The organism is Acinetobacter sp. BHS4 (genome assembly GCF_018454425.1).
GTDB lineage: Bacteria > Pseudomonadota > Gammaproteobacteria > Pseudomonadales > Moraxellaceae > Acinetobacter > Acinetobacter pittii.
The window spans coordinates 3,205,119-3,227,160 of the sequence record NZ_CP075323.1; the positions used below are offsets into that span (position 1 = coordinate 3,205,119).

The 22,042-nt window shown below is 39.1% G+C and carries 22 protein-coding genes; 6 read left to right on the forward strand and 16 right to left on the reverse strand.

The genetic code is table 11. The features are described from left to right. Positions 1-35 precede the first annotated feature (35 nt). The 4 genes from KIP84_RS15420 to thrS form a co-directional block, all read right to left on the reverse strand. Positions 36-464 (reverse strand): YqaA family protein, encoded by a 429-nt coding sequence (locus tag KIP84_RS15420; protein WP_046812589.1) that lies wholly within the window; start codon positions 462-464, stop codon positions 36-38. Positions 465-517: 53 nt separating this feature from the next. Continuing rightward, entirely contained in the window at positions 518-1,138 is a 621-nt protein-coding gene (locus KIP84_RS15425) for a glutathione S-transferase N-terminal domain-containing protein (protein ID WP_002117212.1), read from the reverse strand. Between the two features lie 229 nt (positions 1,139-1,367). Then, a complete protein-coding gene (gene infC, locus KIP84_RS15430; protein ID WP_075383312.1) occupies positions 1,368-1,919 on the reverse strand; it encodes a translation initiation factor IF-3 in 552 nt (183 codons plus the stop codon). 5 nt (positions 1,920-1,924) lie between these two features. Continuing rightward, positions 1,925-3,847, reverse strand: a complete 1,923-nt coding sequence (gene thrS, locus KIP84_RS15435; RefSeq protein ID WP_002117224.1) for a threonine--tRNA ligase — start codon at positions 3,845-3,847, stop codon at positions 1,925-1,927. 393 nt (positions 3,848-4,240) lie between these two features. Here thrS and KIP84_RS15440 point away from each other — a divergent pair, with 393 nt between their 5' ends. After that, the gene (locus tag KIP84_RS15440) at positions 4,241-5,878 is read left to right on the forward strand and encodes an acyl-CoA synthetase (RefSeq protein ID WP_213688854.1); all 1,638 of its coding nucleotides are present in this window, start codon (positions 4,241-4,243) and stop codon (positions 5,876-5,878) included. A 47-nt stretch (positions 5,879-5,925) separates the two neighbouring features. Here the strand turns inward: KIP84_RS15440 and yjgA are convergent, their stop codons facing one another. The 9 genes from yjgA to mazG form a co-directional block, all read right to left on the reverse strand. After that, a complete protein-coding gene (gene yjgA, locus KIP84_RS15445) occupies positions 5,926-6,462 on the reverse strand; it encodes a ribosome biogenesis factor YjgA (RefSeq protein WP_014208401.1) in 537 nt (178 codons plus the stop codon). A 2-nt stretch (positions 6,463-6,464) separates the two neighbouring features. After that, positions 6,465-6,734: an HPr family phosphocarrier protein gene (locus KIP84_RS15450; RefSeq protein WP_000567533.1), complete on the reverse strand. Its 270-nt coding sequence runs from the start codon at positions 6,732-6,734 to the stop codon at positions 6,465-6,467. Then, positions 6,731-7,582: an RNase adapter RapZ gene (gene rapZ, locus KIP84_RS15455; RefSeq protein ID WP_002117179.1), complete on the reverse strand. Its 852-nt coding sequence runs from the start codon at positions 7,580-7,582 to the stop codon at positions 6,731-6,733. Before rapZ ends, KIP84_RS15450 begins: the two co-directional genes overlap by 4 nt. Positions 7,583-7,605: 23 nt before the next feature. Next, on the reverse strand, positions 7,606-8,454 hold the full coding sequence (gene panC / locus KIP84_RS15460; protein ID WP_063098126.1) for a pantoate--beta-alanine ligase: 849 nt from the start codon (positions 8,452-8,454) through the stop codon (positions 7,606-7,608). Between the two features lie 3 nt (positions 8,455-8,457). Further along, positions 8,458-9,267, reverse strand: a complete 810-nt coding sequence (gene panB / locus KIP84_RS15465; RefSeq protein WP_213688855.1) for a 3-methyl-2-oxobutanoate hydroxymethyltransferase — start codon at positions 9,265-9,267, stop codon at positions 8,458-8,460. Positions 9,268-9,312: 45 nt separating this feature from the next. After that, entirely contained in the window at positions 9,313-9,795 is a 483-nt protein-coding gene (gene folK / locus KIP84_RS15470) for a 2-amino-4-hydroxy-6-hydroxymethyldihydropteridine diphosphokinase (RefSeq protein ID WP_014208398.1), read from the reverse strand. Beyond that, positions 9,792-11,255 carry a polynucleotide adenylyltransferase PcnB gene (pcnB, locus tag KIP84_RS15475; RefSeq protein WP_213688856.1) on the reverse strand — a complete coding sequence of 488 codons (1,464 nt, stop codon included), beginning with the start codon at positions 11,253-11,255 and terminating at the stop codon, positions 9,792-9,794. Before pcnB ends, folK begins: the two co-directional genes overlap by 4 nt. A gap of 125 nt (positions 11,256-11,380) precedes the next feature. Further along, entirely contained in the window at positions 11,381-11,785 is a 405-nt protein-coding gene (locus KIP84_RS15480) for a ComEA family DNA-binding protein (RefSeq protein ID WP_213688857.1), read from the reverse strand. Continuing rightward, positions 11,754-12,560, reverse strand: coding sequence for a nucleoside triphosphate pyrophosphohydrolase (mazG, locus tag KIP84_RS15485; protein WP_213688858.1), 807 nt, complete (start codon positions 12,558-12,560; stop codon positions 11,754-11,756). Before mazG ends, KIP84_RS15480 begins: the two co-directional genes overlap by 32 nt. A 112-nt stretch (positions 12,561-12,672) precedes the next feature. On the opposite strand from mazG, the gene KIP84_RS15490 reads away from it, so the two are divergent. The 5 genes from KIP84_RS15490 (at position 12,673) to KIP84_RS15510 (ending at position 17,442) form a co-directional block, all read left to right on the forward strand. After that, complete coding sequence (locus KIP84_RS15490; protein WP_213688859.1) at positions 12,673-13,446, forward strand: SDR family oxidoreductase; 774 nt, start codon at positions 12,673-12,675, stop codon at positions 13,444-13,446. A gap of 521 nt (positions 13,447-13,967) precedes the next feature. Continuing rightward, complete coding sequence (locus tag KIP84_RS15495) at positions 13,968-15,281, forward strand: hypothetical protein (RefSeq protein ID WP_228308313.1); 1,314 nt, start codon at positions 13,968-13,970, stop codon at positions 15,279-15,281. Positions 15,282-15,300: 19 nt separating this feature from the next. Continuing rightward, positions 15,301-15,711, forward strand: coding sequence for a DUF1425 domain-containing protein (locus KIP84_RS15500; RefSeq protein ID WP_063098121.1), 411 nt, complete (start codon positions 15,301-15,303; stop codon positions 15,709-15,711). Between the two features lie 53 nt (positions 15,712-15,764). Then, positions 15,765-16,367, forward strand: coding sequence for a penicillin-binding protein activator LpoB (gene lpoB, locus KIP84_RS15505; RefSeq protein ID WP_063098120.1), 603 nt, complete (start codon positions 15,765-15,767; stop codon positions 16,365-16,367). 70 nt (positions 16,368-16,437) lie between these two features. Next, positions 16,438-17,442: a CsgG/HfaB family protein gene (locus KIP84_RS15510; RefSeq protein WP_213688861.1), complete on the forward strand. Its 1,005-nt coding sequence runs from the start codon at positions 16,438-16,440 to the stop codon at positions 17,440-17,442. 40 nt (positions 17,443-17,482) lie between these two features. On the opposite strand, the gene KIP84_RS15515 is transcribed toward KIP84_RS15510, so the two are convergent. Genes KIP84_RS15515 through KIP84_RS15525 form a run of 3 tightly spaced genes read right to left on the reverse strand, consistent with a single transcriptional unit; the run spans position 17,483 to position 22,039 of the window. Next, positions 17,483-19,789 carry a bifunctional (p)ppGpp synthetase/guanosine-3',5'-bis(diphosphate) 3'-pyrophosphohydrolase gene (locus KIP84_RS15515; protein ID WP_002117181.1) on the reverse strand — a complete coding sequence of 769 codons (2,307 nt, stop codon included), beginning with the start codon at positions 19,787-19,789 and terminating at the stop codon, positions 17,483-17,485. Between the two features lie 30 nt (positions 19,790-19,819). Next, the gene (gene rlmD / locus KIP84_RS15520) at positions 19,820-21,211 is read right to left on the reverse strand and encodes a 23S rRNA (uracil(1939)-C(5))-methyltransferase RlmD (RefSeq protein ID WP_213688862.1); all 1,392 of its coding nucleotides are present in this window, start codon (positions 21,209-21,211) and stop codon (positions 19,820-19,822) included. A gap of 9 nt (positions 21,212-21,220) precedes the next feature. Beyond that, on the reverse strand, positions 21,221-22,039 hold the full coding sequence (locus KIP84_RS15525; protein WP_005066255.1) for a 3'-5' exonuclease: 819 nt from the start codon (positions 22,037-22,039) through the stop codon (positions 21,221-21,223). Between the last annotated feature and the right edge of the window lie 3 nt (positions 22,040-22,042).

The window sequence follows — 22,042 nt, forward strand, 5'->3', positions numbered from 1 at the left end:
CCATTTTAATAAAAGCATCTTCGGATGCTTTTATTTTAAATAAAACCTGTAATCACCCAATAAATAAAAATATAGCGTCCTGCTTTAGCAATCAAAACTATAATTAAAAAGCGCCAAAAATTTTCTTTGAATAAACCCGCAACTAAAGTAATTGGGTCACCAATCACAGGTGTCCAACTTAGAAGCAGCGAATAAAATCCATACTTATGATAAAAACGTTGAGCTTGTTCTAAACGTTTTTCAGAAACTGGGAACCACTTTTTGTGTTTAAACTGCTCTATTTTTAAACCAAGCCACCAGTTCACACACGAGCCCAGTACATTTCCGAAAGTAGCGATAGAAATTAGAAGGAAAGCAGAATATTCTTTTTTTAATAATAAAGTGGCGAGCACAGCCTCTGATTGTAATGGTAATAATGTAGCCGCCCCAAACGCGCTCAAAAAAAGTAAAAAGTAACTTAGCATATTAAATTAGACCAAATCACCTTTCACTTTATTCATTACGCTGCCAATAAGAGTTAGATGACTTTAATTGATAGTGCTTTTTGTACCGCAGGACGTGCCGTCAAGCGAACAATATATTCTTGTACATAAGGATAATCCTCTAGCTGAATACCTTGCCATTCATAGCGCAAAATCCAAGGTAAAATTGCCATATCAGCAATCGAGTACTCACCCGCAACAAACTTCTGACCAATAAGCTGCTTATTCAGCACACCATATAAGCGCTTAGTCTCATTTACATAGCGGTCTATAGCGTATGGAATTTTTTCTGGTGCAAAGCGGTTAAAATGATGATTCTGCCCTAGCATAGGCCCTAGCCCACCCATTTGCCACATGAGCCATTGTTCAACTTCAACTCGCTCTTGCTCATCAGTTGGATAAAATAATCCAGTTTTTCGACCTAGATATTGCAGGATCGCACCTGATTCAAATATTGAAATTGGCTCACCACGAGGTCCATCTTGGTCAACAATTGCCGGAATTTTATTATTTGGAGAAATTCTCAGAAAGTCTGGCTGAAATTGATCATTTTCTAAAATATTGATTGGGTAAAGAGTGTAGTCCAGTCCCATTTCTTCTAAGGCAATTGTGATTTTATGTCCATTGGGAGTTCCCCAATAATATAGATCAATCATTCTATTTTCCTATTCATCGTTATCATGACTGCGTCTTGCGTTATAGCATGTTTTAAGAGGGACGATGAGATTTCCAGCACTAAAAAATACATAAAATTCAAGAATTGAATTTCTTTTAAAAGATATAGCAATTGTCTTAAATAAAACTGAACAGAGAAAATTAAATCATCTTTTTTTATTATGATAAAGATATAAAAAAGCACTGCTTTTGCAGTGCTTTTTTTGAGTATTACTTTTTCTTTTTCGGTCCAAGTAACATACCCATTTGACGGCCTTCCATTTTAGGTGCTTGTTCCACAACCCCAAACTCAGCAACATCAGCTTCAATCTTTTGTAATTGAGCTAAGCCAAGTTGTTGGTGAGCCATTTCACGACCACGGAAACGTAAAGTGATTTTCACTTTGTTTCCTTCTTCAAGGAATTTCAAAATAGCACGAAGCTTAACTTGATAATCACCAACATCAGTTGCAGGGCGCAGTTTGATTTCCTTCACTTGCACTTGATGCTGTTTTTTCTTCGCATCTTTTTGCTTCTGCTTAAGGTCAAACAAGTGCTTGTTGTAATCCATAATTTTACAAACAGGCGGCTCGGCGTTTGCAACGATCTCAACTAGGTCAAGATCTGCCTCTTCAGCAGCGCGCAGTGCTTCATTTAATGAAACAATTCCTTTTTGCTCACCGTCAGCACCAACGAGGCGTACTTCTTTTGCACGGATCTCGTCGTTAATTGCTGGACGGTTGCTTTTTGCACCTTGTTGTTGGTTACGGTCAGGCTGTTTAATCTTTCTTACTCCACAATATACCGGCCACGTTCGGCGACGGCAGACTTCACTAAGTCAATGAATGCATCTACTGACATAGTACCTAAATTTTTTCCTGAGCGGGTACGCACATTCACTGTACCTTCTTCAACTTCTCGATCACCAAGAACTAATAGGTAAGGAATACGCTCTAGAGTACGCTCACGAATCTTAAATCCGATTTTTTCATTTCTCAAGTCAGAAATAGCACGAAGGCCATTTTCTTTGAGTTTTGCTACGACTTTCTCACAAGCTTCAGCTTGAGAGTCCGTAATATTCATGACACATGCTTGTAACGGCGACAACCAAGGTGGCATGAAACCTGCGTAGTGTTCAATTAGTATACCAATAAAACGCTCAAAACTGCCAAGAATTGCACGATGCAACATCACAGGCTGATCACGATCATTGTCTTCAGTTACGTAAGACGCATCTAAACGTTCTGGTAAGTTGAAGTCACACTGAATAGTACCACACTGCCATACACGTCCGAGACAGTCTTTCAATGAGAATTCAATTTTCGGACCGTAGAACGCGCCTTCACCAGGTTGTAACTCCCATTCGAGACCCGCTGCATCTAAAGCATCTGCTAAAGATTTTTCAGCCATATCCCAAAGTGCATCATCACCTACACGTTTTTCTGGACGTGTAGAAAGTTTCATTTGCACTTCTTCAAAGCCAAAATCTTTATAAACTTCTAAAGTCAGCTTAATAAAGTCAGCAACTTCTTGACCGATCTGTTCTTTAGTACAGAAGATGTGTGCGTCATCTTGTGTAAAGCCACGTACACGCATAATGCCGTGTAAAGAACCTGATGGTTCGTTACGATGACAAGAACCAAACTCTGCTAAACGAATCGGTAGATCACGGTAAGACTTCAAACCTTGGTTGAAAACTTGCACGTGACATGGGCAGTTCATTGGCTTAACGGCATAATTACGATTTTCAGAATGAGTCGTAAACATGTTGTCAGCATAGTTCGCCGCATGACCTGATTTTTCCCACAGTGTAAAGTCTACAATTTGTGGTGTTTTAATCTCAAGGTAACCATTGTCTTGCTGAACTTTACGCATGTATTGTTCAAGAACTTGGTAAATCGTCCAACCGTTTGGATGCCAGAACACCATACCCGGTGCTTCTTCTTGCATATGGAACAAGTCTAAGGCTTTACCAATTTTACGGTGGTCGCGCTTTTCAGCTTCTTCAATACGCTTAATGTACGCAGCAAGCTGTTTCTTATCAGCCCATGCTGTACCATAAATACGTTGAAGCTGCTCATTTTTTGCATCACCACGCCAGTATGCACCAGATATTTTAGTGAGCTTAAATGATTTTAAGAATTTGGTATTCGGTACGTGTGGACCACGACACATATCCAAATAATCTTGATGGTAGTACAAGCCCATTTGTGTTTCTTCAGGCATGTCTGCAATCAAGCGTAATTTATATTCTTCACCACGCGCAGTAAATTCAGCAATAACTTCATCACGCGGTGTCATTTTTTTTACGACATCGTAATCTTGATCGATGAGCTTTTTCATACGCTCTTCGATAGCTGCCATATCATCCAAGGTAAAAGGACGTGGCATCCAGATGTCGTAGTAAAAACCTTCTTCAATGACTGGACCAATCACCATCTTGGCTTCTGGGAAAAGCTGTTTAACAGCATGCCCTACAAGGTGTGCACAAGAATGGCGAATAATTTCAAGACCTTCTTCATCTTTTGGAGTGATAATTTGTAAGGTCGAATCTTCGGTAATTAAGTCACATGCATCAACTAAGCGATCATTTACACGGCCAGCAACAGTATTTTTTGCTAGACCAGGCCCGATACTTTGGGCAACTTCCATAACAGATACAGCGTGATCAAAACTCTTTTGATCGCCATTTGGCAATGTGATAATTGGCATAAAAAAATCCTTAAGGAGTGATGCCCTATACGAAGGAGCATTTCACCGCGAGATTATGATCGAGGCGAACCTCAAAATATAAAAACGGTGTAAATCAAAGTTAAAAAACCTGAAAGATTTTACACTTGTTCAAGCAATGTGAAAACCTTTGGGTCCATAAAATCATAAATACATTTTGTTTATCGCGTAAACAGCAATAAATGACTTAAAAAATATATTGAGATGTTTTTTAAACATGTTTAACACAAGTGGTTTAAGATGAAGAAAATAGCATTTCTGCTCATTTTTTGACTGGAGGGTATCGTTCTTTAAGACTAAAGCATAAATGCTTTGATTAATATTAAATCATATTTTCAAAGAATGAATTAAAAATAGAACACGGAGTTGTTTCACATGGTTAGTGCTTATGACGAGTTACCACGCACACCCGCAAACTTTGTTGCGTTATCACCTCTACGCTACCTAGAGCGTGCGGCTTATATTTACCCGAATCAAGCTTCGATTATTCATGGTAAGCGCCAAATTTCATGGAAAGAAACTTATCAGCGCTGCTGTCAATTTGCATCTCAGCTCAAGCAGCTGGGAATTGAGAAAAATGATACGGTATCCGTTTTATTGCCAAATATTCCAGCCATGATTGAAGCGCATTTTGCAGTTCCTATGGCGGGTGCGGTACTTAATACCCTCAATACACGTTTAGATGCAAAAACAATCGCTTTCATGTTGGAACATGCTGAAAGTAAAGTACTGTTGGTTGACCCTGAATTTGTGAATTTGGCAAGAGAGGCTCTCTCACTTATTCCGAATCAACACATTATTGTAATTGATGTAGCCGATACGGAATACGAAGGTAAAAATCAGTTTTTGGGTTCCTTTGAATATGAAGAATGGATCGCTCAAGGCGACATTAACTTCTCTTGGCATTTACCAGAAGATGAATGGGATGCGATTAGCTTAAATTACACATCTGGAACTACAGGTAATCCTAAAGGTGTGGTATATCATCATCGCGGGGCTTATCTTAATGCTGCAAGCAATATCTTGGCTTGTGGGATGAAACCGCGTGCTGTGTATTTATGGACACTCCCCCTCTTTCATTGTAATGGCTGGTGTTTTGCGTGGAGCATAGCAGCAAGTGGTGGAACCAATATTTGTTTACGCAAAGTCGATCCAGAATTAGTCATGCAATTGATTGCAGCCCATAAAGTTGATTATTTCTGTGGTGCGCCTATTGTTCTTTCAATGATTCTTAACTTACCTAAAGAAAAACAAACGAACTTTGATCACCATGTTGAAGTCATGGTTGCTGGGGCAGCTCCACCTGTTGCCATTATTGAAGGGATGCGAAACATGGGGATTAACGTAAACCATGTATATGGCTTAACAGAAACTTATGGGCCTTCTGCCCTATGTGCTTCTCAATCTGGATGGAATGAGCTATCAATTGCTGAACAAGCCCAACTTCATTCCCGTCAAGGCGTACCCTACCCATTACAAGACAGCATGCGTGTATTAGATCCCGAGACTATGGAACCTGTGCCTAATGATGGTCAAACCATGGGAGAAATCATGTTCCGTGGCAATATTGTCATGAAAGGCTATTTGAAGAATCCTAAAGCGACTCAAGAAGCCTTTGCTGGAGGATGGTTTCACACGGGCGACCTAGCTGTTTGTCACCCAGATGGTTATGCAAAAATTACTGATCGTTCAAAAGACATCATTATTTCAGGTGGAGAAAACATTTCATCTTTAGAAGTAGAAGATGTGTTGTATAAACACCCTGCTGTATTAACCGCTGCGGTAGTCGCCAAACCCGATGCGCGCTGGCAGGAAGTACCATGCGCGTTTATTGAATTAAAGATGGGGACTACAGCAACGCCTGAAGAAATTATTGCACACTGCCAAAAAGAATTAGCGCGCTTTAAAGTGCCTAAAGATGTGGTTATTACAGAAATTCCGAAAACATCTACAGGTAAATTACAGAAATTTATCTTGCGTGAATGGGCAAAAGAACGGGCTGAAAATGTATAAATAAAAAAGCGACGCCTTGAGCGTCGCTTTTTACTATTGAAGAGCAATTAGCCTTGATCAGACAATAAGGCAATTTGCTGCACATAGTTAACAAATTTACCTTTTGATGCCTCAAGCTCTGCTTCACTCACTTCTTGAGTCTTATCACGCTTGATTCTCAACACATGCTGACGCAAGGTGTGACGTTCCGAAGCATTATAAATTTTACTAAATTCATTAATTGCAGGGTCACCTTGTTCGATCATACGATCAACCCAACGCATCAATTGAGCCTGCTTTTTTGCGCCTTGCTGCGGAGTTAGATAAGACAAAATAACGGTCTCATCTTCATTACGCAATAATTTACCAATACGTTGAAACTGACGACGACGAGCTTCAAAAGAACTAATGTTCTGTACTTCCATTAACGCATCAATTAAACGTTCATCAACTGGAAGTTTTTGAATCTGTTTAACAGAAAGTTGTGCTAATTGCTCACCTAAAGCAGCCATACGTTGAACTGCTTTTTTCTGCTCTGTCTTACTTGCACGTCCTTCTAAAGAGCCAAAATCTTCTTCAGTATAACGTTGGGGACGACGTGCCACGATTAATCTGCCTCATAAAATTTTGCGGCGAATAACGCCTGTACTTCATTTAATGCCTGCTCTTCGTCGGTACCATCAATGACCAATCGCAAAGTGGTCCCTTTACCTGCACCTAACATCAGCAAAGACATAATATTTTTTGCATCTACTAAATGATCGCCTTTTCCAATTTGGATCGACGAACGAAATTTTGTAGTGACCTCTATCAGTTTTCCTGATGCACGAGCATGTAAACCGAGTTTATTAATTACATCAACAGTTGTGTCTATCATGACCAGTGCTTCATTTCTCTGTGTAAGACCTGAACAGACCATTCTGCCTCAAGTGCTTGTTTTAGTCTATCTACGATATAAACGGAACGATGTTGACCGCCAGTACAACCAATAGAAATCGTCATATAGTGACGATGTCCTTCAGCAAATGCTGGAAGCCATTTTTTTAAGAAGTGAAGAATATCATCAAACATTTCGTTTGCTTGCGGACTTGCTTCTAAAAATAGTCTTACTGGCTCATCCAAACCAGAAAACCGTCTCAATTCTAAATCCCAATGCGGATTTGGTAAATGCCGTACATCAAAAACATAATCAGCATCTAAAGGAATGCCATGTTTATATCCAAATGACTGCAATATCACAATGAGCTTATCTGACTGCCCCAATTTAGACAGTAAAATATGCTTTAAATCATGAACACTTTTATCCGTTGTATCAATATGAACCGTAGCGCGGAACTGAATTGGCAGCAGTAACTGCTTTTCTTCATGAATACATTGCAACAGACTTTTAAAACGATTGGCCAATGGATGCGGGCGACGCGATGCACTAAAACGTGCGATCAAATCCTGATCTTGCGTAGTCAAATAAATCACATCAACTGTGCCATGTTTTTGTAGTTGCTCAAAAACATGATCGAACTCTTGCATATCTGCACGAGTGCTTCGAACATCCACACCTAATGCCAACTGCTCTAGATTATTTTCATGATCTAGCTTTGCTACAATTTCGGGCAGCAATGCCAAAGGCAAATTATCAATACAGTAATAGCCCAAATCTTCTAAAACTTGGAGCGCCGAAGATTTTCCTGAACCAGACTGTCCTGTCACGATAAGTATACGCTTCATGGCATGGCTGTCCTTTGATCTGTTTATTGAGGTGTAAAGGCAACTTCTAAATTATCAATCAAACGAGTTGCACCCAATTTTGCCGCGATGAATAACACAATATCACGATCAAACTGAGTAGCAGGTAACAGATTTGACTGACGAGCTTCGACATAATCCACAACAAACCCATTATCTGTCAACTGAGTTTTGATATCTTCTAAAACTTGTTGTAGATCTTTGCCTTGATGTAAATGCTGCTCAGCTTGCTTTAAACTCTGATAAATAACCGGAGCGACCTGACGTTGCTCTGGACTTAAATAACCATTTCTTGAACTAAGAGCCAAGCCATCTGCTGCACGAACAATTGGCACACCAATTACTTCGAGGGGGATATTTAAGTCTTGTACAAACTGACGAATCACTGCTAACTGTTGGTAATCTTTTTGACCAAAGAAAGCATAGTTAGGTTGCACAATATTAAAGAGTTTGGTGACCACCAAAGCTACGCCATCAAAATGCCCAGGACGTGAACTACCACATAAAGCATCAGTAATTTGGCTAACACTTATATTGGTTAAACGTGGCTGAGTACCGTACATTTGCTCAACTGATGGTGCAAAAACAATGTCACAACCAACATCGGCTAATAGACGACTATCTTGTTCTAAAGTACGAGGATAGTTGTCAAAATCTTCACCCGGTCCAAATTGAGTTGGATTTACGAAGATACTAACAACCACAACATCACATAACTTTTTCGCTTCACGAACAAGTGTGAGATGTCCTTCATGTAGATTTCCCATTGTTGGGACAAAACCAATAATTTTACGCGCAGCTCTAGCAGGATTTAAAGAAGCTGCAAGACCTTGTATGGTGGTTTCTGTTTTCATGAATTACAGCTCAACGTGGAAAGTATGTTCTTTGGCTGGAAATGACTGGTCCTGCACAGCAGTATGAAAAGCTTTAAAAGCGTCTAGGATTGCTGTTTCGCCAGATTGTTCTTTCATAAAGTTACGGACAAAACGCGCAACTCGACCAAAAGTTAAACCCAACATGTCCTGTACTACAAGTACCTGACCATCAGTCGCATTACCCGCACCAATACCAATCACAGGTGTATTTGGAAATAGTTCAGCAATTTCTTGTCCCAACTGAGCAGGAACACATTCAAGCAATAGAACTGCTGCGCCAGCTTCAACCACTGCCGTACAGTCAGCAATAAGTTGATCAGCTGCTTCACGTGTTTTAGCTTGTAATTTGTAACCGCCAAATACGTGTACAGATTGAGGAGTTAAACCTAAATGTACGCACACAGGTACACCATTACGAGTTAACACTTGTACAGTTTCACTTAGCCAAGCGCCGCCTTCGATTTTGATCATCTGGGCACCAGCTTGCATAACTGTTCTTGCGTTTTGCAAAGCATCATTTAAGGTGGCATAACTCATAAATGGTAAGTCAGTCATAATCAAAGCATGCTGGTTACCGCGACGCACCGCCGCCGTATGATAAGCCATGTCCTCAACAGTTACAGGTAAAGTTGAGTCACGACCTTGAATTGCCATTCCAAGAGAATCACCAATTAAGATTGTATCAATTTCAGCAAGTTCCATTGCTTTTGCCATACTCGCATCGTAACAAGTTAGACAAGAGAACTTACGTCCTTCGGCTTTAAATTTTCTTAAGTCATTTAGACTAATCATGATGGTATCCTCTACAGGAGTTTGCAGAACGTAATAAGTCAGGTTTTAAGCCCAAGACTCATCAGCAAGTACAGTCAGCGTGGGCTGCTGTATGAGTTCTAAATTTTTAAGTGGCTGATCGTTAATATGTAAATCAGCGTCTAAATCTAATAAAGGAATTACAACGAAATCTCGCTCTAGAATTCCAATGTGTGGCACAGTTAAGCGCTCATTTTGAATTTTTTCATCACCATATATAAGCAAATCCAGATCTAAGGTACGCTCTCCCCAACGACGAAGACGTACACGACCAGCTTCTTGCTCAAATCGCTGTAACTGGTCTAACAAATCTAAAGGCATGAGATCCGTATTTAGCTCTGCAACTGCATTTAAATAATTTGGTTGATCTTGAGGACCCATAGGTGGACTTTGATAAAGTTTAGAAACTTTCACTCCACCTAAAGTTTTAAGCTTAGCAATGGCTTCAGATAAGATTTGGCGCGAATCACCCAAATTACTTCCTAAACCAATATAGGTCTTCGTTGTCATTGCGTTGGCCCAAAAATAACTTGGCTTAAATCGCGTTGTACTCGCTTACGCTTCAAAATCGGATGGTCGCCCATCAACCCAGCTTCTGAAGCAGAGGCTTTTTCAACGAAACGACCCATCGATTGTTCTTGTCGAGCACGTTCTTTTTTCCCACGACGGCTGCGTGGTTCAGGAATATCAACCAAAGGTTCGATTTCTGTCTCAACTTTATTGTTTTCAACAGGTTCAGCAACGGCTTTACGACGGTTTCTAGCTTTCTGACGATTGTACTGGCTAATTGCAGCTTCTTTTTCGTCATTCGACATTTCTTGGTAGGCTTCCCACCAGCTTCCCATTCCCTGGGTTGTGTCATCACCTGACTTTTCACGAAGTAACAAGAAGTCAAAACCAGCACGGAAACGCGCATGTCCAGCCAATGCTTCAATTTGCTGTGGTTTCGGATTAAGCAAACGGGTCTGCATTTCCCAAACTTCACGAATAAAAGTTTCTGCAAAACGAGGAATCACAGTGCGTGTTGCCTGACGTTTTAAGACATCTAAACCAGCTTGTGCACGCGCTTCAGCTGGTACCACACCTTTAGATAAATAAAATTCACAACGCTCTAAAAATGGTTGCCACAATAAGACTGCATAGAAAAATGCAGGGTTGATTGTTTTACCCACTTGAATACGCTGATCTGTATTCTTTGCTGCTCTTAAAATAAATGGAGTGAGGTTAGGCTGAATATCGGCAAAGAGTTGTTTCCAAACACCAAACTCAATCAACATTGGCAAAACACGCGCCAAATGTCCCATTGTAAAGAGCTTCTGAGATTCATCATATAAACGATGCGGAGAAACATCACGCAATAGTTGCGTCATCTCTGCATCAAAGATATCGAGAATATCTGAATCAATTTTAAAATTTAACTTCGCTGCAAAACGTAAAGTCCGCAGCATACGCACAGGGTCTTCTTCGAAGCGCTGTGCCGGATCGCCTAATAAACGTAGAGTTTTATTTTTTACATCGTCAATTGCTTTGCAGAAATCAAGCACAATACTCTTACGCGGTTGGTAATATAGCGTATTGATTGAAAAGTCACGGCGAGCAAAGTCTTGTTCGATGGTTCCCCAGTTATTGTCACGTAAAATCATGCCTGAAGCACTAGTGACTGCTTTTTTTGGAGGAGCACGGAAAGTTGCAACTTCAATAAGCTCACGCCCTGAATAGACATGTGCTAATTCAAATCGACGGCCAATGATTCGACAACGTCGACCAAAAACTTCTTTAATCTGGGAAGGTGTTGCATTAGTGACTGCATCGAAATCTTTAGGATTAAGCCCTAGCATTAAATCACGGACACCACCCCCAACAATATAAGCTTCATAGCCAGCTTTAGTCAGGCTATCGATCACATCTAAAATCGAAGAAGGAAGTTGGGCTGTGGACAAACCACATTTTGACGCTCGCAAGGTTTGCAAAAGACGCTGTCTCCTACGTCAGGACGTAAATAACAAGTTGTCGCTAATCATAGCTCTAACGCACACAAAGGGCAATTTGATTCTCTGTAGTTTGCGCATGAAATGATAATTGACAGACAGATGATTTATAAAGTCAAACGCGTTTTATTCTTTTCAAAAATGGCTGGACCAATACCCTTTACGTTTTTAAATTCATCAATATTTTTAAAGCCACCATTCTTTTGTCGGTATTCTATAATCGCTTGTGCCTTTTTCTCACCAATCCCTTTTAGCTTTTGAAGCTCATCAATATTGGCTTGATTCAAGTGTATTTGCCCTGACGAATCAGTCATAACTGAGCTTTTTGGACTATTAGAATGAGAGGCTTGTTGCATGCTCAACTTCTGATCATACATCTGCTGTTTAGCCTTCCACTCCTTAAAATTTTGATCAAAAGATTGAGCCTGAACAAAGATTGAAGAAATCAGGCTCCAAAATAAAACAATGAAAATGTTATGCTTATTCTTCCAAAGATTCATGCTGAGCTGCATGTGTTTTTTCCCCTAACTTTAACTGCCGCTTTCCCTGATTCCACAATTCATCCATTTCAGACAAGGTCATGTCCTCTAATGTTCTTTGCTGTTTTTGCGCTTGATCTTCAATAAAAGTAAAACGGCTTCTAAATTTATGTATTGTCGATAAAAGTGATGTTTCACTTGAAATCGCAAGTTTACGTCCAACATTGACTAATGAAAACAGGCAATCTCCAAATTCGTCTTGAATTTCATCAATATTTTGATTTTTTAGGGCCTGCTTAAACTCATCCAACTCTTCTTCTAGTTTTTCATAAGCATCTTCTACCGTTTCGAAATCAAACCCAACCTTAGCGACATTTGCTTGAATTTCTTGTGCTTGTAACAAGGCTGGCCCATGTTTAATTTCATCTAATCTTGATTGCGGCTTGCCTTGTTTTTCTTGTTGCTTAATTTGTTTCCAAAGCTCACTTACTTGTTCTGGGCTTAAATTATTAAATTGATCTGCCTGAAAAACATGGGGATGACGGCGTATTAACTTTTCACTTATTGCCTTAACAACATCTTGAAAGTTAAAAGCGCCTTGCTCACTAAACATTTGTGATTGAAACACAACTTGCAATAACAAATCGCCTAGTTCATTTCTAATTTCATTAATATCACCTTGACGGATGGCCGCCTCGACTTCATACGCCTCTTCAATCGCATATTTAGTCAGTGACATTGGGGTTTGTTGTTGATCCCACGGACATTTTTCACGTAACTCTTGCATGATTTTAAGCAATTTATCCATGGTAACCCTCAAGTTTAAAAAGTCGGTCAGTCAAACTAAGATTTTAATTTGTTATGATCAAAATCAAAGCGATTAAATCAGTCGCACTATTGTACTGACAAAGAGAAAAAAGATGAGATACAGTATTCTGATTAGTGGTGCCGCTCAAGGTATTGGGGCTGAAATTGCACGCGTATTCTACAAACAAGGATATAAAGTAGGCATTTATGATATTAATGAATCGCTTGCTCAGAAACTAGCAAATGACTTAGGGCCAAATGCCCGTGCCGGCTATCTAGATGTAAGTGATTACAGCCAGTGGCAACACATATTAAAAGAATTTACCGAATGGGCTAGTGAACTTAATATTTTGGTAAATAATGCAGGTATTTTATATTCTGGCGCGTTTGAAACGACTGATATTAAAGCTCACCAAAGAACAATAAATATTAATGTAAACGGCGTAATCAATGGTTGTCACGCTGCTCTACCCTACTTAAAGCAAGCGTCTTTTGCACGCGTTATCAACCTCTCTTCAGCCTCTGCAATTTATGGGCAAGCTGATTTGATTTCTTATTCAGCTAGTAAATTTGCAGTTCGCGGAATTACTGAAGGTTTAGATGTGGAATGGAAAAAATATGGTATTCGCGTTTTAGATGTGATGCCGCTATTTGTCCAAACTGCAATGGTTAACAATATGGATGCAGGCACCATTCAGAATATGGGGATAGATTTAACCCCAAATGATATTGCTGAGCAGGTGCTTACGCTTGTAGAGAAAAAAGCTCATTTTTGGACGCCCACCCACACTCCAGTGGGTATAAAAACCAAACTGCTTTATCAACTCTCAACGTTGAGCCCACAATTTCTAAATCGACTCACCAATATTTATTTATCTAGAAAGTAATTTGCAGTAAAAAGGCTGTCATTTGACAGCTTTTTACCAAAACAATTTAATATATACTTATAATACAACAATCGAAAAACACTGTTTTTTTAAGTTATTCTAAACTTTAAACCCCGATAAAATAAATACCATCATATATTAATTAAAAAACCTTCAAATAAAAAAGATGAATATTAAAAAAAATAAACATATCAATTATTTAAATTTAAGAATCCAATTAATTATGATTAAAGCGATAAATAAAACTTAAAAGCTAAGATTAAAATTATTATAAAAACTTAATTAGATTATTTATCAAACAAACAAACACTTAAAATATAAAGCTTCAAAACCCTTTAACGCTATATTAGATAAGGCTTTGCGTTTACTCTTCAATAGAACAAATAAAACTAATAGTTAATAAAATTATTGAAATACTCACTTTACAAAATTATAGTTCGTTTATTTTTGTAAACTTGTGAGTATTTTTTGTGACAGATTTTTCAATAATTAAGCAATCACAACGACACAAAAAAACTTTTCTGGCTATTCTATTTAGCAGTGTTTTACCTACTGCTCAAGCTGGCTTTTTTGATGACTACAATCAAACCGCTCAGAGCTTCCGTGCAAACCTCACGCAACCCATTCCAGAAGAAACTCATAAATTTTTAGATAAAAAAGCTAAAGGGAGCGATGCTGCACTCTACCTACTTGAAAAAGGTCGTTTACAACAAGCTAATCATCAATATGAAGAAAGTAAGAAATCCTTTGAAGCTGCATTTGTACTATTAGAACAAAGAAATAATAAAGCAAAAATTAGTGCCTCAGAGCTCGGATTTAAAGCTCTCTCACTTGTGAGTAATGACAGTGTTATTCCTTACAAAATCCCAGAATATGAGCAAGTTTTAGCGCATGTTTATCAAGCCATAAACTTTATGGCTCTCAATAATCCAGAAAGCGCTGGTGTAGAAATGCGTATCGCCCAACGTATTCAGCGTGAAATTGAACTCGCCCACACGAAGGAAGCTGAAAAAGCTAAAGAAAAAGCTGGTTCCGATCATAATCAGAACTTTGACGAAGCTTTTGCTGGCCTAGATACAATTGCTGGGAAAGTTAAAAATACATATCAAAATGCTTATGCATTTTACATGGCAGCCACTCTTTGGGAAGCATTAGGAGAAGAAAACGATGCCCTCGTTGACTTCAAAAAAGCTTATGAATTGCAGCCTAATGACTTCATTAAAAATGATGTTAAACGCTTAGACATCTCTTCAGGTAAAAAATCTCAACAATATCCAGTTGTAATTTTCTTAGAGCAAGGCCTAGTACCTCAAAAAATACCCAATACATTTGCATTGCCTACTCCAAACGGCTTGATCAATATTTCATTTGCTAGCTACAACCCCTCTACTTATAAAAGCCCTACTAGTCTTCAGGTACTTGTAAATGGTAGACCTATGACTAACACCTCTACCTTAACTGATATAGGTGCATTAGCTGTAAAAACCCTAAAAGAAAATGTAGCTGCCAATATGACATCGCAAATTGCGCGCACAACAGCAAAATATATGGTCCAAAAAGAACTTGGGAATCACCTAGGGGCTATTGGTCAAATTGCTGGGAACATCTACAACACAGCTTCTGAAAAAGCCGATGTTCGTGCGTGGAATACTCTACCAAGTAATGCTCAAGTTGCTCGTCTCACTTTGCCAACAGGCACTCATACTATCCAACTAAAAAATGGCTATATGACTCAAGAACTCAATATTGATGTGAAGCCAAATCAAACTGTGTTTATTCATGGCATAGAAGCAAATCAAGAAATTTTAACCGATAGTTTTGCTATTACTCATTAATGATTAAAGGATATTCAAAATGAAAAAGGCCGTAATTTATTTGAGCCTACTCTCAATTGCATCTGCGTTTTTTACAGGTTGTACAGCTCCAAATGCTATGCAAACGAAAACAGATAGCGTAACAGGCAAAAGTACTGTTCGTACACAGACCAGCAACCCTGTTTTAGCTACCCGTATTGGTGTTAGTCGAATCAACATGACGACTTTAGGTGACATCAAACGCGCTTCACTTGCATTGAAAAATGGTTGGTTCTATGCCCAAGACTTCCAATACAAAGTTGTATGGTTTGATGCGGAAGGAACTGAAATTAATCCAGAAGGCGCAATTTGGAAACCTATTAGCTTACAAGGTCGTGAAGTTAAAACTGTTCAGTCAGTTGCACCTAACCCTAGTGCAGTCGATGTATTGATTTACATGAAAAAAGATTAAGTTTTTAAACCTAAATTCACAATATTATTTAAAGATAGATACAGGACATTTTAATGAAAATTAAATCACTATTCATAATTACAGCAATGAGTAGCGCTGCACTTTTTTCTGGTTGTGCTTCACAAACCGTTAGCTATGGTGATGCGCAATCTGTTGAAACTTTAACAAAAGATTTTGGTTCTACGGACTTACAGCAAATTGCGACAAAAATGGTGGATGACATGCTTGCCTTCCCACCAATTATTGATATGACCAAAAATCGTCGTCCTGTTTTATTTGTTGACAAAATTAAAAACAAATCTCAAGAACATATCGATACAGAGTCTATTACCGATACAATTCAAAACCGTCTAATCAATTCAGGAAAATTCCGCTTTGTAGACATGACTTCTGTGGGTGCAGTAGCCGACCAGATGGCGTATCAACAACGTAGCGGAATGGTAGATAAACGTACTGCAGTAAAATCTGGTTCACAGATTGGTGCTGAGTATATGCTGAATGGTAATTTATCTAGCATCGTTAAAAACTCGGGCGGCAAGAGTGATGTTTACTATAAATTCACTTTAAAACTACTGAATTTAAAAACTGGAATCGTTGAATGGACCAGTGAAAAAGAAATTCGCAAATCTGCAAAAAAATCTACATTCGGCTTATAAGCTTTTCTAAATAATCCTTTATAGCATGGCAATTATTAATTGCTATGCTCTATGAATAAAAAGAGCCTTTATGAGAAAAATATTTTGCGCAGTACTATTAAGTCTTACTGCCACCTCAAGTTTTGCCGCGTTACAAGAAGTGATGAAAGAAGCTTCAGGTAGTGGACCAACCCAGCAACAAGCTATTGCAGAAGCTTTATTGACAGCAGCTCAATCTGTGAATGGAACAAAAGTAAGTTCACAAATGGGGATGGCTGAAGAAGTTAATATGGTTATGACAGATCACCACTGGTCATATCAAGGCAAAAGCTCACCTGTGTTCAGTGTACAAACAGAGTCTTCAGGTGCAATTAACCGTTTTCAAGTGCTTAGTGTTTCTGGTTCAGGTAAAAATTATAAAGCCCGCGTTCGAGCTTATATTAGTAAATATCAATCAAATGTAGCTGATCAACATTTACGAAGAATCGCAGTTTTTCCTTTTCAAGTAGTTGAGTCAAAATTTAACTTAGCATCGGGTGAAGACCCATATGAGTTTGTGCAGGAAGTAGCGGATCTAATTGGTACGCAAATGGCAAATTCACGACAACTAAGTTTAGTAAGTCGAGATTATATTGAAGAGATGGCAAGCGAAAATGCATTCCTCGCTTGGGATGGTGCGCCATCCGAAATGGCAAGAATTGCCCAAAAAGTGGGTGCAGACTATATTCTTGTTGGTAGAATTAATGAAGCCCGCACGGTTCAAGGTCAATCTTTTTACGGCGCAGTTCCAGCCGAACGTGATGCGATTAAATTAAACTGGCGTGTAATTGAAGTAAATACAGGCAAAATTGCAGCAGCTGGTTCTATTAAGCAACCACCACAAGCAAATGTTGGCAATTTAGTCACACAAGATACCTCACCTTCTAGTACCGAAATTTTCGCAGATCAAGTCGTTAATGATGTATTGCGTGGTTTATCTTTGAAATCAAATCATTACTCTCAAAACGAAGATAGTTTTGATAATGAGGTAAATTCTTCACCATTATCAGATGCAGATCTTCCTTCAGGTTCTAGCGAAAAACCAATTCGCTGGTAAATAAAAAGGCTGTCATTTGACAGCCTTTTTATTTAATTTATTAAACACCTTGAATCATGCGTCGTGCACTAATGATTCCAGGTTGCTGCTCTAGGCGAGCCAATAAACGTGAAAGCTGCGCTAAACCTTTAACCTCAATGAGCAACTTCATATTAGCAATACCATCTGCCTCAGAAATTGTATTGACCTGACGAATATTGATTTGGTCAGAGAAAATCACTTGAGTTAAGTCTTTAAGCAGACCACGACGATCATAAGCTTCCACCACAATCTGAACGCTTTGACCACGTGTTGGCTGCATTTCCCAATCAGCTTCAACAGCACGCTCTGGCTCTTGCTTAATCATACGCTGATAGTCAGAGCAAATGACTTTATGGATGCTGACACCACGGTTCAAAGTAATATATCCAGCGATTGATTCACCATGCACTGGCTGACAGCACTGAGCGATGTGCAGCTCTACATTATCTAAACCATCAATTAAAATGCCATGTGCTGATAGCGTATGGCTGGCACGTGGATTTAATGTTGGTTTAAGTACTAGTTCAGGCTCATCCTGATCTAGATGCATTTGGCGGTTCACCTGATTAATCAGGGCATGTAAGCTAATATCGCCACTGACCAGATTCACCAAAATGTCGTCGCCAGTCTTCACATTAAAATGTGATGAATAATCATTTAGGTCGATACTTTTTGGGTGAATCGCAAGACGAGCCAACTCTTTATTAAGCAGTTCTCGGCCTACTTCAAGATTCTTACTACGGTCTTGCTGTCTAAACCAATGACGCAACTTGTCACGTGCACGAGAGGTTTTGATATAACCCAGAGAGTTCACCAACCAGTCACGGTTTGGTTCACGATCTTTTTTAGTTAAAATTTCAACCTGCTCACCCGTTTTTAAAGTATAGGTAAGTGGCACATAACGCTGGTTGACCCGCGCTGCATAACACTTATTCCCTACTTCTGTATGCACATGATAGGCAAAATCTAAAACTGTTGAGCCACGCGGCAATTCCTTAATATCACCATCACGACTGAAAACATAAATCTTCTCAAAGCCCTCAAAGTCTTGTAACTGTTCAAAGCCTTCTGTTTCATCTTCGTTTTGATGTACCGTCGTTTCATTACGCTCTTGATAGTGTTCTAAAACAGCACGTAATGAATGCAAACGATGGTTAAAGGAATGGTCGGTATTCTTTGAACCTTCTTTATAGTTAAAGTGTGAACATACGCCTAACTCTGCTTCATCATGCATCTCATGAGTACGAATTTGCACTTCAAGAGATTTATTTTCAGCAATTACAGCCGTATGCAAAGAACGGTAACCATTGGCTTTCGGATTGGTAATATAGTCATCAAACTGATGCGGAATATGACGCCAGATTTGATGTACGATACCTAAAGAGTGGTAACACTCTGGCACACTATTGACCAACACACGCAAAGCACGAATGTCATAAAGTTGGTCGAAGCTCAGGTTTTTGCTCTTCATTTTTCGATAAATCGAATAAATGTGTTTTGCACGCCCTGTAATTTCAGCTTCAATGCCGTAAGACGCTAACTCATTTTTCAAACGGTCAATGACGAACTGAATATAATGCTCACGCTCTAAACGCTTTTCATTGAGTAATGAAGCAATCTCTTTATAGCGATCTGGAGCCAAATAGCGAAACGCTAGATCTTCAAGTTCCCATTTAAGCTGAGCAATACCAAGTCGATGTGCCAACGGCGAATAAATAGTAAGAATTTCACGCGCTACACGTTCTTGGCGTTCACGAGAGGAATTTGCAAGCTCTCGCAAAGAATAAGTACGTTCAGCAAGTTTAATTAAAACAACACGAACATCTTCGGTCACCGAAATCAGCATTTTATAAATGCCGCTTAGATGTTCTCGTTGATTATTATTAAAGTGATCTTCTAACCGTTTATTTTTTTCAATAAGTTCTGAGAGTTTACCCATTGCCAAAGTACCTTTGACAAGGTTGTAAACTTGCTCCCCGAATTTCTGTTTTACTTCTTCTATATCGGTAATGCCTTCACGCACACTACGATAAAGCATTGCTGCTGATAAAGTATCTTCATCTACATGGAGATGTGCCAGAATGTCGGCCATTCCAACGCCTGTAGCAAAAGTATTGGAACGATGATTAACCGTTGAATCTAACTCTTTTTGCAGGGTTAAATGAGCGACTTTTTCAAGTTGTTCAAGCTCCGCCCCATCTAATATTTCACGCACCCGATCCAACCATGAGGCTAAACCGATTTGCGTTTCGGCGGCATGCTCTACAGTCGTTTCCTCTGACAACTCGGTTAGTTGTTCAGGTAACTGTTCACGTACTGTGACCATACCATTCTCCTCAATATGTAACTCATGTTTTTAATCGTTTATCTCTTGAATTTTTTCAAATAGTGCAATGGATTCAACATGTTCGGTATGCGTAAACATGTCCATCACTGCTGCTTTTTTTAACTGGTAACCATATTGGACCAAAACACCCGCATCCCTTGCCAGTGTAGCTGGATTACATGATACATAAACGATTCTTTTTGCTCCAAAATTTGATACATACTGCATAATTTCATATGCACCAGCACGAGGAGGATCAATCAATAATGCATCAAATCCTTGATTTGCCCAAGAATGATGCGAAAAATCTTTTGTTAAATCTTGTGAAAAGAAGGTTGCTTGCACCAAACTATTGCATTTCGCATTAGTTGTTGCTCGCTGCACCATTTCTTCACTCCCTTCAACACCGACAACCTGACCACTCTCACCAACACATCGTGCTAACGGGAGTGAGAAATTGCCCAAACCACAAAATAGATCAAGTACCTTTTCACCTGGTTGCAACTGAAGCAATTCACATGCCAATTGAACCATCTGTTCATTTACTGTGGCATTGACCTGAGTAAAATCCAATGGCGAAAAAGCAAAATTTACATTAAACCCTTCTAAGGCATAGTGTAAACGTAAAGCACCTTGTTCATCATCAATACGATGAATGCTTTCAGGACCTTTAGGTTGCAAATACAACTGCCACCCTTTGTGTAACGCAAATTGCTTTAATTGGTTGACATCAGAATTGTTTAATTTTTCTACATGACGAACCAATAAAGAAATTTCATTATCACCTTTTGCTAATTCTACATGACCAATGCGCGCTTTGCCTTTTAGACTTTGGAGTAAAGTGCGTAACTCAGGCAGACTATTTGATAAGTTTTTATCCAAAACACTACAGCTATGAATCGAAGTTAGACGATTACTATGATGTTCGCGAAAACCCATAATTAAGCGATCTGGTTTTGGCAAATAGCGCACACCGATTCGAGCACGACGACGATAATCGCTTTGTAAAGATCGAATCGGTTCTAGCCACTGTTCAGGCTGAATACCTGCAAAATGCTGTAAATGTGACTGAAGTACACTTTGTTTTAAACGGATTTGTTCATCAGGGTGAATATGCTGCATGCTACATCCACCACAGATACCATAATGAGGACAAATTGCCTCGATACGATGTGATGAAGGTTCTCCTAACAACTGCAACATTTCAGCTTCTTCAAGACGCTTCGCTTGATGGGTAATCCGAGCTTTTACAGTTTCTCCTGGCAATGCATAACGAATAAAAACTTTTTTGCCATGCTTATCTGCCGGATGATCTGGATGAGAACCATAATGCGCAATTCCCCGCCCCTCATGAGAAAGTGTTTCAACCTGAAAAATATATTCTGGTTGTTGAAGGTTGCGAGATTTGGCTTGTTGTTTCAAAGAATGAACCTAAAAATCTGAAGAATTAAAATAGTGAGAAGTAAATTCAGTATGTTTTGAAGTGCGTTCCCATACTTCAAGAAAATCAGCCTGCTGTGGCATGGTCTGTAAATATTCAATACTCGAACTAATCCAATGGTTATGTTCATCTGCATTTAATTGGCCTTTTAGTACTAACCAACGCAAATAAATAAACCACGTATTGAGCACATCCCCTTCACAATAGCTCGTTAATTTTAACCACTGTTGATTACGAACATATTCAGGCACATGATAACCCGACTCACCACGCTTACCCGGCAAACCTAAAATACAGGCAATATCGTCAAGCTTTTGAAAATTACGGCCATTAAACATTGCCATCACGTCCATTAAGTCTATATGGCGATGGTGATAACGGTTTTGGTAATTATTAAAACGCTTCTGGCTATCAATCTCGCCTTGATCAAACAGACCGGGGGCAGATAGCCCATGATACATAGCGCGAAATAGGATAACTGGTAAATCAAATTGCGAACCATTCCAACTTACTAGCGTCGGATGGCGCTTATCAAAAATAGATAAAAATTTCTGTAAAATTTCTGCTTCAGAATATTGTTCTCGACTAAAAGAAAATAATCGAAAACCAGACTCATCGATCCATAAGCCAGAGATACAAACAATTTCATGTAAAGGCAAACGCTGAAAATCCATACCAGATTCTTGGCGACGGATTTTCGTCAATGCTTGCTCTACATCGGCTTCAGGTAAATCAAGATGATATAAATGCGCACCCGCTTTTAAATCAGTTAAAGTTTCAATATCAAAAACTAAGGTAGGGAAACGCATTAT

Excerpts from the sequence above, each read along its gene's own strand:
- KIP84_RS15425 (WP_002117212.1), bottom strand. The coding sequence starts at position 1,138 with ATGATTGATCTATATTATTGGGGAACTCCCAATGGACATAAAATCACA.
- KIP84_RS15510 (WP_213688861.1), top strand. The coding sequence starts at position 16,438 with ATGAGAAAAATATTTTGCGCAGTACTATTAAGTCTTACTGCCACCTCA.
- panB (WP_213688855.1), bottom strand. The coding sequence starts at position 9,267 with ATGATTAGTCTAAATGACTTAAGAAAATTTAAAGCCGAAGGACGTAAG.
- mazG (WP_213688858.1), bottom strand. The coding sequence starts at position 12,560 with ATGGATAAATTGCTTAAAATCATGCAAGAGTTACGTGAAAAATGTCCG.
- KIP84_RS15490 (WP_213688859.1), top strand. The coding sequence starts at position 12,673 with ATGAGATACAGTATTCTGATTAGTGGTGCCGCTCAAGGTATTGGGGCT.
- KIP84_RS15420 (WP_046812589.1), bottom strand. The coding sequence starts at position 464 with ATGCTAAGTTACTTTTTACTTTTTTTGAGCGCGTTTGGGGCGGCTACA.
- KIP84_RS15440 (WP_213688854.1), top strand. The coding sequence starts at position 4,241 with ATGGTTAGTGCTTATGACGAGTTACCACGCACACCCGCAAACTTTGTT.
- folK (WP_014208398.1), bottom strand. The coding sequence starts at position 9,795 with ATGACAACGAAGACCTATATTGGTTTAGGAAGTAATTTGGGTGATTCG.
- KIP84_RS15500 (WP_063098121.1), top strand. The coding sequence starts at position 15,301 with ATGAAAAAGGCCGTAATTTATTTGAGCCTACTCTCAATTGCATCTGCG.
- KIP84_RS15525 (WP_005066255.1), bottom strand. The coding sequence starts at position 22,039 with ATGCGTTTCCCTACCTTAGTTTTTGATATTGAAACTTTAACTGATTTA.
- rapZ (WP_002117179.1), bottom strand. The coding sequence starts at position 7,582 with ATGAAGCGTATACTTATCGTGACAGGACAGTCTGGTTCAGGAAAATCT.
- panC (WP_063098126.1), bottom strand. The coding sequence starts at position 8,454 with ATGAAAACAGAAACCACCATACAAGGTCTTGCAGCTTCTTTAAATCCT.
- thrS (WP_002117224.1), bottom strand. The coding sequence starts at position 3,847 with ATGCCAATTATCACATTGCCAAATGGCGATCAAAAGAGTTTTGATCAC.
- KIP84_RS15515 (WP_002117181.1), bottom strand. The coding sequence starts at position 19,789 with ATGGTCACAGTACGTGAACAGTTACCTGAACAACTAACCGAGTTGTCA.
- lpoB (WP_063098120.1), top strand. The coding sequence starts at position 15,765 with ATGAAAATTAAATCACTATTCATAATTACAGCAATGAGTAGCGCTGCA.
- KIP84_RS15450 (WP_000567533.1), bottom strand. The coding sequence starts at position 6,734 with ATGATAGACACAACTGTTGATGTAATTAATAAACTCGGTTTACATGCT.
- KIP84_RS15480 (WP_213688857.1), bottom strand. The coding sequence starts at position 11,785 with ATGCAGCTCAGCATGAATCTTTGGAAGAATAAGCATAACATTTTCATT.